Annotated in this window: 6 protein-coding genes; all 6 read right to left on the minus strand. The window is 71.4% G+C overall.

Annotated features, from left to right (window positions below; translation table 11 throughout):
• Window positions 1-35 precede the first annotated feature (35 nt).
• Entirely contained in the window at window positions 36-2090 is a 2055-nt protein-coding gene (locus tag AD72_RS20290) for an elongation factor G-like protein EF-G2 (RefSeq protein WP_031468112.1), read from the minus strand.
• Between the two features lie 81 nt (window positions 2091-2171).
• A complete protein-coding gene (locus tag AD72_RS20295) occupies window positions 2172-2756 on the minus strand; it encodes a GntR family transcriptional regulator (protein ID WP_051898813.1) in 585 nt (194 codons plus the stop codon).
• 19 nt (window positions 2757-2775) lie between these two features.
• On the minus strand, window positions 2776-4149 hold the full coding sequence (locus AD72_RS20300; protein ID WP_031468114.1) for an MFS transporter: 1374 nt from the start codon (window positions 4147-4149) through the stop codon (window positions 2776-2778).
• Window positions 4136-6403 (minus strand): xanthine dehydrogenase family protein molybdopterin-binding subunit, encoded by a 2268-nt coding sequence (locus AD72_RS20305; RefSeq protein ID WP_031468115.1) that lies wholly within the window; start codon window positions 6401-6403, stop codon window positions 4136-4138. Before AD72_RS20305 ends, AD72_RS20300 begins: the two co-directional genes overlap by 14 nt.
• Window positions 6400-6885 (minus strand): (2Fe-2S)-binding protein, encoded by a 486-nt coding sequence (locus AD72_RS20310; RefSeq protein WP_031468116.1) that lies wholly within the window; start codon window positions 6883-6885, stop codon window positions 6400-6402. Before AD72_RS20310 ends, AD72_RS20305 begins: the two co-directional genes overlap by 4 nt.
• On the minus strand, window positions 6867-7596 hold a 730-nt coding region (locus AD72_RS20315; RefSeq protein WP_156365289.1), incomplete at its 5' end, for a xanthine dehydrogenase family protein molybdopterin-binding subunit. The genes AD72_RS20315 and AD72_RS20310, both read right to left, overlap by 19 nt.

The following is a 7596-nucleotide window of genomic DNA, read 5'->3' on the forward strand; positions in this document are numbered from 1 at the left end:
CGGTCGACGAGGTGCTGCGGGTGACGGGCTCCTGATCAGCCGCCGCGCGGGGCGGGCACGTGTTCGGGCGCGGTCTCGTAACGGACGAAGCGCCTGCGGAACCACCCGGTGCCCGCGGTCATGGAGCGCAGTTCGGTCGCGTACCGCACCAGTTCGCTCGCCGGGATCTCGGCGGTGATCACCGTCTGCCCGGACTCCCCCGGTTCGGTGCCGAGCACCCGCGCCCGGCGGGAGGACAGGTCGCCGAGGATCGTGCCGAGGTAGTCCTCGCCGACGGTGATTGTCACCTCGTCCAGGGGTTCGAGCGCGGTGATGCCCGCGGTCTCCGCGGCCGCCTTGAGCGCGAGCGCGCCCGCGGTCTGGAAGGCCGCGTCCGAGGAGTCCACGCTGTGCGCCTTGCCGTCCACCAGGGTGACCCGGATGTCCACCAGCGGTGAGCCCGCGATCCCGGACTCCATCTGGGCGCGCACGCCCTTCTCCACGCTCGGCACGAACTGGCGCGGCACCGCCCCGCCGACCACCCGGTCCAGGAACTCGAAACCGGCTCCGCGTTCCAGTGGCTGCACCTCGATATCGCAGACCGCGTACTGGCCGTGCCCGCCGGACTGCTTGACATGCTTGCCGTGCCCGCTGGCCGCGGCGGCGAAGGTCTCCCTGGTGGCCACCCGCACCGGTTCGGTCTCCACCTCGGCCCCGCCCGAACGCAGCCTGCCGAGCACCACATCCGCGTGCGACTCCCCCATGCACCACAGCACCAGCTGATGGGTCTCGGCATTGCGTTCCAGGCGCAGCGTCGGATCACTGGCCGCGAGCCGGGAAAGGTTGCGTGCCAAGGCATCCTCATCGCTGCGCGTCTTCGCGGCGACGGCGACCGGGAGCAGCGGCTCGGGCATCGGCCACGGCGCCATGCGGATGGGGTCCTCGGGCGCGGAGACGGTGTCCCCGGTCTCCGCGCTGGCCACCTTGGTCAGCGCGCACAGGTCCCCGGCGACGCAGTACGGGATCTCGGTGAGGTGCGCCCCGAACGGGCTGTAGATGTGGGTGATCCGTTCGTCGACATCGTGATCGGAATGCCCGCGCTCGGCCAGGCCGTGCCCGCAGACGTGCACCGCGCCGTCCGGGCGCAGCGTCCCGGAGAACACCCGCACCAGGGAGACCCGGCCGACATAGGCGTCCACCGTGGTGTGCACGACCTCGGCGGTCAGTGGTCCGGACGGGTCGGCGGCGACCGGCTGGTGCACCGCACCTTCCGGATCGGTCACCTCGGGAAGCGGGTGCTCGAGCGGAGAGGGGAATCCCCTGGTGAGCAGGTCGAGCAGGGCCTCGATGCCCGCACCGGTGGCCGCGCAGGCGCCGAGCACCGGATAGAAGGAACCACGCGCGATGGCCTTCTCCAGATCGGCGACCAGCAGCTCGTGATCCACCGGCGCGCCGTCCAGGTACCGGTCCATCAGGGTCTGGTCCTCGCTCTGCTCGATGATCGCCTCGATCAGTTCCGCGCGCGCCTCGCCGAATTCCGCGCGCTCCTCGGTGAGCAGGTCCACCAGGTTCTCCCCGTCCAGCAGGTGCAGCGCGGTCGTCCCGCCGAAGGCACGGGCGCAGGCCTCGAGCTGACCGGCGAAGTCCGCGCGCGGGTGGTCCAGCCGGGCGAGCACGACCGCGCGCGGCATCCCCACCTCGGCGCATTCCTGCCACAGCGCCGCCGTCGCCTCGTCGAAGCCCTCACCGGCGCCGACCACGAACAGCGCGGCGTCCGCGGCCCGCAGCCCGGCGCGCAGTTCCCCGGTGAAGTCGGCATAGCCGGGTGTATCGATCAGGTTGACCTTGATGTCCTCGTGGTGCAGCGAGGCCACCGCGAGTCCGACCGAATGCTGCTGGCGTACCGCGGCCGGATCGTGGTCACAGACCGTGGTCCCATCCGGGACCGAACCCAGCCTCGGCACCGCTCCCTTCGCCGCGAGCAGCGCCTCCACGAGCGTGGTCTTGCCCGCCCCTGAGGGACCGACGAGCACCACGTTCCGTATCCGCCCCGGATCGTCGACCGCGGCGCCCAACTGGGCGGCCGCCGCACCGCCGTTCTTCGTACCCATTGCCGCACCTTTCGCTGACGTCGTTGTCCGCGACTACTACTGTGCTCCCGCCGGGGCGATCGGCCAAGTGCCCGGCCCGGTTCATCCCCTCCGTTCGGTGGCCAGGTGTTCGCTTCCGACGATGTGCCGGTAGGTCAGCGCGCTCGCGGTCTTGCCGTCCCGCGCCCGCAGCGCGGCCAGGATCTCGGCGTGCTGTGCGGCGGATTCGGCGTGCGGGCGGACCACCTTCGGCCCGTCCGGCATGGACTGCCACAGCAGCCGCATCAGCGAGGTGAGCATCGGGCTGCGCGCCGCGGAGTAGATGTGGAAGTGGAAATCCCGGTTGAGCCCGCCGTAGCGCGGATCGTCGTCGGCGAGTCCGGCGATCTCGGTGTTGATCCGTTCGATCTCGGCGAGCTCCACCTCGGTGACCCGTTCGGCGGCCAGCTCCGCGCCGAGGGATTCCAGCGCGGCCCGGATCAGGTAGTTCTCCTCGGTGGCGTCCAGCGCGGACTCGGCGACCGTGGCCCCGCGGTGCGTATCGGAACGCACCAGTCCCTCGGATTCCAGGCGGCGCAGGGCTTCGCGCACCGGGGTCTGGCTCACGTTCAGCCGCGCGGCCAGGTCGCGCTGGCGCAGCGGCTGGCCCGCGGTGAGCTCCCCGGTCAGGATCAGCTCCCGCAGCATGCTCGTGACCAGTTCGGATTTAGAAGTGTACTGCGGTTGCACGTTTTCCTCCCGTTTCCCGCTCGTCCAGCACCCGTCCCCTGGTCTCCGGCCCGAAGCAGGCCAGCCAGCCGAGTGCGAGCAGCACGAACGCGCCGGTGACGATGAAGGTAACGGTCAGCCCGAGCACCGGCCAGAGCAGGCTGCCGAACACGAGCGGAACCACGGCCGCCGTCACCCTGCTCGCCGCGGATGCCCAGCCGAAACCGGTGCCGCGCAGGCTGGTCGGGTACAGCTCGGGCACGTAGCACTGCATCGCGGGGATGGTGAACTCGATCGCGAAGCCGAAGCCGATCAGCCAGGGCAGCGCGGGCCCCTCGGCGGTGAACGCGACGGCGAAACCGACCAGTGCGAAGGCCGCGAGCGCCCCGCTGACCAGGATCACCGGTTTGCGGCCGAGCACATCCACCAGCCAGGCGGACAGCGCGGTGCCCGCGATCCCGACCGCGGTCATGGCCGTGGCGCCGAGGAACGCGGCGACCGTGCCCGCCCCGTTGCGCGACAGCAGGCTCGGCAGCCAGGTGATCGTGCCGTAGTACTCCAGCAGCACCGCGACGAACAGCAGCCAGGCGGCGAGGGTGAGTTTCCAGTCGAACCGCCAGATCGCGGTGAACCGGGCGAGCAGGTCGCGCACGCTTTCCGTGGCACGGCCGGGATTCGGCGCGACCCGCCATGGACCGGGGTTCGCGCCCGTGGCACGCACCAGGCCCTCGATCACCGTGCTCGCCTCGCGCGCGCGTCCCTTGTGCGCCAGGAACAGCGGGGATTCCGGCACCCCGCGGCGCACGAAGAACACCAGCAGCGCGGGGACCACCATCAGCGCCAGCAGCACCCGCCAGCTGACCACGGTGACCAGGGCGCTGCTGACCAGTCCGCACAGGCTCGCCCCGATCGGCCACCACAGGTTCAGCGCGGTGAGCACCCTGCCGCGCACCGCACGCGGGGTGAACTCGGCGACCATCGCGTAGTCCACCGGGACACAGCCACCGAGCGCGAGCCCGGCGAGGAACCGGGTCACCAGCAGGATCGGGTAGTTCGGGGCGAGCGCGCCCAGCCCGGAGCACAGCGCGAAACCGAGCAGGGTGAGACTGAACGCGCGTTTGCGACCGATCCCGTCGGCGAGGCTGCCCCAGCCGAAGGCGCCGATCGCCATACCCGCGAACCCGGCGGTGGCGAACAGGCCGAGTTCGGTCGCCCCGAGCCGCCACTGCCGTTCGAGCAGCGGGAGCAGATAACCGGTGAGCGAGACATCCCAGGCGTCGAAACCGAAACCGAGACCGCCGAGCAGGAAGATCTTGCCCTGCACCCGCCAGCGCCATGGCAGGTCCGCGACCACCTGCTCACCGGTGCGCATCGGCCAGCTCCACGATCCGCCCCGGGGTCAGCGGCAGCCCGCCCAGATCGCCCGGCACCCCGAGGGCATCGCGCACCGCGTTGGCGATCGCCCCGCCCGCCGCGGTGATCCCGCCCTCGCCCGCTCCCTTGGCACCGAGCGGATTGTCCGGGGACGGGGCGTCCTCGGTGATCAGCGTCTGCACTCGGTCCGGCACCTCCTCGGCGGTGGGCAGCAGATAGTCCATGAAGGTGGTCGCCTGCGGCTGGCCCGCCTCGTCGTAGCGGAACTGCTCGTACAGCGCCCCGCCGATGCCCTGCGCGACCCCGCCGAGCAACTGCCCCTCGACCAGGTCCGGGTTGATCGCCCTGCCCACCTCGTAGGCGACCAGATAGCGCAGCACCCGCACCGCACCGGTTCCGGTGTCCACCTCCACCAGCGCCACGTGCATGCCGTACGGATAGGTCATGTGGTCCACGGTGAACCGCCTGCGCGCGGCCAGCCCCGGCTCGAGCGCGTCCCGCCCTGCCTCGGCCGCCACCTCGGCCAGGGTGACCGAACGCTCCGGGAACCCCGGCACCGCAAGGGTTCCCGCATCGAGACACAGTTCGTCCGGCGCGCAGCCGAGCAGTGTGGCGGCGATCCCGCGCGCCTTCTCGGCGACCGCATCGGCGGCCAGGCGCACCGCGGAACCGGCGACCACGGTGGACCGGCTCGCCCAGGAGCCCAGTCCGAAGGGTTGCAGATCGGTGTCCCCGTTGATCACCGTGACCACGGTGTCCGGCAGCGACAACCGTTCCGCGGCGATCTGGGCGAGCACGGTCTCCACCCCCTGGCCGAGCGAGGTCGCCCCGGAGTGCACGGTGACCCGGCCGGAGGGATGCAGCAGCACATCGGCCGTCTCGTGCGGGCCGAGGCCGCTCTTCTCCAGGAAGTAGGCGAACCCGTAGCCGCTGACCCGGCCCTCGGCGCGCAGCCGGTCCCGTTCCGCGCGCCAGTCCTCGGTGTGCGCCAGGGCGTTCTCCAGCAGGGCCGGGTAGTCGCCCGCGTCCAGCACCATCTCGGTGTTCAGCGCGGAATAGGGCCGCCGGTGCGGGATCTCCCCGGCATGCAACAGGTTCCGCCTGCGCAGTTCGGCGCGGTCGACGCCGATCCGGTCCGCGGCGATGTCGAAGAGGTGTTCGCGGGCGAAGGTTCCCTCGTAGCGGCCCGGTCCCCGATAGGTGCCGCACGGGGTCTTGTTGGTCAGCGCGACCGCGATGCGCGCGTGGAAGGCGGGAATGCGATAGGGACCGGGAAGCATGGTCACGGTCAGCTCCGGGACCATGAAACCGTGCGTGCGCAGATAGGCACCGTTGTCGTGGCACACCTCGTCGGTGAGCGCGAGCAGCACCCCTTCGGCGTCGAAGGCCGCGGCGATCCGGTGCTCCTGTTGCCGCGAATGGTTCAGCGCCACCAGGTTCTCCGCGCGGTCCTCGGTCCAGGTGACCGGCGCGCGCAGCCGGGTGGCCAGCAGCGCGACGATGGCGTCCTCGGGGTAGAACTCCCCGCGCGCACCGAATCCGCCGCCGGTGTCCATGGCGTGCAGGTGGATCCGTTCCTCGGGAAGCCCGAGCATGCGCGCGAGCACGCCCCGGTTGAACACCGGAACCTTGGTGGCGCCCCAGATCTCGAGCTTCCCGGTGCCCGGCTCGTATTCGGCGGTGAGCCCGCGCGGTTCCAGGGGCACCGCGGCGTGCCGCCCCACATCGAGGCGGGCGCGCACCACGTGCGCCGCGCCCGCGAAGGCGGCGTCCACCTCGCCGTAGCCGATCTCGATCGCGCCGACCGGCTGGCATTCCCGGGCATCGAGTACCGCGGGCAGCTCCGCGTACTCCACGCGCACCAGTTCGGCGGCATCCTCCGCGGTGTAGGCGTCCTCGGCGACCACCGCGGCGACCGGCTGGCCGACATAGCGTACGGACTCGGCAGGCAGCACCGGCTGCAGCGCCGCGGTGGGCTCGTCCCCGCGCGGCAGGCGGATCGGGATCGGACCGAGCTCCGCGCAGTCCGCCCCGGTCAGTACCGCGTGCACGCCCGGTGTGCCGAGCGCTTCGCGGGCATCGATCGCCTCGATCCGCGCGTGCGCCACCGGTGCGCGCACCATGCGCACGTGCAGCGCACCCGCCCGGCGCACATCATCGGCGAACCGGCCGCGCCCGGTGAGCAGCCGGGTGTCCTCGTGCCGCCCGGCCCGGGCACCGATGCCCGTCGGCTTTCCCGTCGTGACCGTCATGGCCGCCCCGACCCCGCCCGTTTCCCGGCCACGTCCTCGATCGCGTCCACGATGCCCTGATATCCGGTGCAGCGGCACAGGTTCGAGGCGACGACCTCCCGGATCTCGGCTCTGGTCGGCGCCGGATTCTCCGCGAGGAACGCCTCGGCGAGCATCAGGAATCCCGGGGTGCAGAAACCGCACTGCAGCCCGTGGTGCTCGGCGAAGGCCCGCTGCAGATCGGAGAGTTCCCCGCCATCGGCGAGCCCCTCGACCGTGCGCACCTCGCGGCCGTCCGCCTGCACGCCGAACACCAGGCAGCCGCGCGCGGGCGCACCGTCCACGAGCACCGTGCACGCCCCGCAGATGCCGTGCTCACAGCCCAGATGGGTGCCGGTGTAGCCGAGCTCGCGCAGCAGATCGACGAGGGTGCGCCGGGATTCGGCCAGCACCTCGTGCTCGGTGCCGTTGACGGTGATCGTGATCAGGTGCGGATCGTGCATGCGCCCTCCAGTGCTCGCCGGATCGTCTCGGCCCGGATGGGGATCTCGGTGATCCGCACCCCGGTGTGCGACAGCGCGTCGTTCACCGCGTTCAGCACCGCGGCGGGCGCGCCGATCGTGCCGCCCTCCCCCATTCCCTTCGCCCCGGTCTCGTTGAACAGGCACGGGGTCTCCAGATGGTGGATCTCGATGTCCGGGATCTCCTGCGCGGTCGGGGCGAGGTAGTCCATCAGGCTCGCCACCCCCGGCTGACCGTTTTCCTCGTAGTGCAGCCGTTCGTAGAGCGCGGCCCCGATCCCCTGCGCCACCCCGCCGCGCACCTGACCGTCCACAATGGATGGATTGAGCACGGTTCCGCAGTCCTCGACCACCACATAGCGCGGGATGCGCACCGCACCGGTCTCCGGATCGAGCTCCACCACGACCCCGTGCGTGGCATTGGAGAAGGTGCCCGAACCGGAAACGTCGAAACCGGCCTGCACCTCGAGGCCGAACTCCACGCCCTTGGGCAAGCGGTGCGCCTGAAAATGGCTCAACCGGGCCAGATCGGCGAGTGTGATGGCCTTACCGCGAGCCCGGGCGCTTCCCTGATCGAGCTCGATCTCCTCCTCGGTGACCTCGAGCAGGTGTGCGGCGATCCGCCGGATGCGTTCGGCGAGCCGGTCCGCGGCCAGTCGCACCGCGCTGCCGCCGATCATCGCCGAGCGGCTG

Source organism: Sciscionella sediminilitoris (assembly GCF_000737195.2).
In the GTDB taxonomy this organism is placed as follows: domain Bacteria; phylum Actinomycetota; class Actinomycetes; order Mycobacteriales; family Pseudonocardiaceae; genus Sciscionella; species Sciscionella sediminilitoris.

Bases quoted from the DNA above. Each gene is read 5' to 3' on its own strand.
- AD72_RS20290 (WP_031468112.1), bottom strand. From the start codon at position 2,090: ATGGGTACGAAGAACGGCGGTGCGGCGGCCGCCCAGTTGGGCGCCGCG.
- AD72_RS20295 (WP_051898813.1), bottom strand. From the start codon at position 2,756: ATGCTGCGGGAGCTGATCCTGACCGGGGAGCTCACCGCGGGCCAGCCG.
- AD72_RS20300 (WP_031468114.1), bottom strand. From the start codon at position 4,149: ATGCGCACCGGTGAGCAGGTGGTCGCGGACCTGCCATGGCGCTGGCGG.
- AD72_RS20305 (WP_031468115.1), bottom strand. From the start codon at position 6,403: ATGACGGTCACGACGGGAAAGCCGACGGGCATCGGTGCCCGGGCCGGG.
- AD72_RS20310 (WP_031468116.1), bottom strand. From the start codon at position 6,885: ATGCACGATCCGCACCTGATCACGATCACCGTCAACGGCACCGAGCAC.